The sequence below is a fragment of the Mesorhizobium sp. M7A.F.Ca.CA.002.09.1.1 genome (assembly GCF_003998555.1).
GTDB classification, from domain to species: domain Bacteria; phylum Pseudomonadota; class Alphaproteobacteria; order Rhizobiales; family Rhizobiaceae; genus Mesorhizobium; species Mesorhizobium ciceri.
On the sequence record NZ_RZRR01000956.1, the window covers coordinates 1 to 2,041 of the forward strand.

The window sequence follows — 2,041 nt, forward strand, 5'->3', positions numbered from 1 at the left end:
CCCGATGCAGCACCGCGCTTCGACGACTGGAAGGTGATCAACGCTCAGGCGCTGGTCACGGGCAGCGTCAGCAAGGAAGCCGACGGCCGCATCCGCGCCCAGTACCGGTTGTGGGATACCTTTGCCGGCCAGCAGATGGCTGGCGAGCAGTTCTTCGCCAACGATGCCAATCAGCGGCGTGTCGCCCATATCATCGCCGACGCCATCTATGAGCGGCTGACCGGCGAAAAAGGCTATTTCGACACCCGCGTCGTCTTCATCGACGAATCCGGCGCCAAGAATGCGCGCAAGAAGCGCCTCGCGATCATGGACCAGGACGGCGCCAACGTCCGCTATCTTTCGGACGGCAGGTCGATCGTGCTGACGCCGCGTTTCTCGCCGAACCGGCAGGAAATCACCTACATGTCCTATGAAAGCGGTCAGCCGCGGGTGTACCTGCTGCAGATCGAGACCGGCCAACGCGAACTGGTCGGCAATTTCCCAGGCATGACCTTTGCGCCGCGCTTTTCGCCCGATGGCCAGAAGGTGATCATGAGCCTGCTGCGCGACGACGGCAATTCCAACATCTTCGCCATGGACCTGCGCAGCCGCTCGACGACGCGGCTGACCAACTCGACCGCCATCGACACCTCGCCGTCCTATTCGCCCGACGGCAGCAAGGTGGTGTTCACCTCCGACCGTGGCGGCCGCGCACAGATCTACGTGATGGGCGCCGACGGTTCGGGCCAGACCCGTATCTCCTTCGGCGACGGCGTCTATTCGACACCGGTATGGTCGCCGCGCGGCGACCTGATTGCCTTCACCAAGCAGACCGGCGGCGAATTCCAGATCGGGGTCATGAAGACCGATGGATCGGGTGAGCGCATCCTCTCCTCCGGCTTCCAGCAGGAGGGACCGACCTGGGCGCCGAATGGCCGCGTGCTGATGTTCTTCCGCGATTCCGCCGGTGGCCCCAAACTGGTTTCGGTCGATCTGACCGGACGCAACGAGCAATCGATCCCGACGGCGAACTTCGCTTCGGACCCTGCCTGGTCGCCGCTGCTGGAGTAAGAGACGAACTGAGGAACTGGGGAATTGAAGAACTGAAGAATGGAGAAGGCGGGCGGCCACATCAAGCGTGCGAAGGATCTAGAGGTTTATAAGCGCGCTTATGTGGTCTCTCTTGACGTGCATAAAGCTACGCTCGCCTTCCCGAAAATGGAGCAATACGCACTGGCTGATCAGTTGCGTCGCTCCAGCAAGGGAATCTGCGCCAATTTGGCTGAGGGATTTGCCAAGCAGACTCACTCCAAACCCGAATTCGCGCGGTTCATTTCGATGGCAATGGGTCATGCAGCGAAGTGGAGACGTGGATTTCCTAAGCGTTCGACCTTGGATACATCAGCCAGGCACAACACGACGATTGGCTGCGATCCTATGCCCATATCTACGGCATGCTGATCAATCTGAGAGAAAAGCTGAAGTGAATTCTCTCTTCAGTTCCTCAATTCCCCAACTCTTCAATTCCTCTTTTCCATCTCTTTGTCGCGTTTTGGCCGTATTTCCGCCTAGGGTCCGCGCCAACTGTGGCTCATGGCCAATGGCTGCGGACGGGCAGCTTAAACCAAAATTTAACCGTGTTTCTTGAATGCCGGTTAACCCAAACGTGGTTACTGGGTGATCAACGAAATCACTCAAATTAGACCACTCGAATTACGAAGGAGAGGCGGCATGGGCCGTATTGCAGCACTTACCAGAAACCCGGTCATGATCGCGCTGGTGGCGATGCTCGCCATCGCCGGTTGCGCCTCGAAAAAGACGCCGAACAACGCGGCCGATCTTGGCCTTAACGGCGCCGGCGCCGCAACACCCGGATCGGCGCAGGACTTCACCGTCAACATTGGCGACCGCATCTTCTTCGATACGGACTCGACCTCGATCCGTGCCGACGCGCAGACGACGCTCTCGCGCCAGGCACAGTGGCTGAACCAGTACAAGCAGTATGCCATCGTCGTCGAAGGCCATGCCGACGAACGCGGAACGCGCGAATACAATCTGGCGC

3 protein-coding genes are annotated in these 2,041 nt (G+C 59.3%); all 3 read left to right on the plus strand.

What is annotated here, in order from left to right; all coding sequences use genetic code 11:
- A partial coding sequence (gene tolB / locus EN994_RS28835) for a Tol-Pal system beta propeller repeat protein TolB (protein ID WP_127308029.1) occupies positions 1–1,050 on the plus strand: 1,050 nt, incomplete at its 5' end.
- Between the two features lie 39 nt (positions 1,051–1,089).
- Positions 1,090–1,440 (plus strand): four helix bundle protein, encoded by a 351-nt coding sequence (locus EN994_RS28840; RefSeq protein WP_224618753.1) that lies wholly within the window; start codon positions 1,090–1,092, stop codon positions 1,438–1,440.
- A 270-nt stretch (positions 1,441–1,710) separates the two neighbouring features.
- The coding region (locus EN994_RS28845; RefSeq protein ID WP_127308030.1) for an OmpA family protein at positions 1,711–2,041 on the plus strand (331 nt) is incomplete at its 3' end.

Coding starts and splice junctions, on each gene's coding strand:
- EN994_RS28840 (WP_224618753.1), top strand. CDS start 1,090: ATGGAGAAGGCGGGCGGCCACATCAAGCGTGCGAAGGATCTAGAGGTT.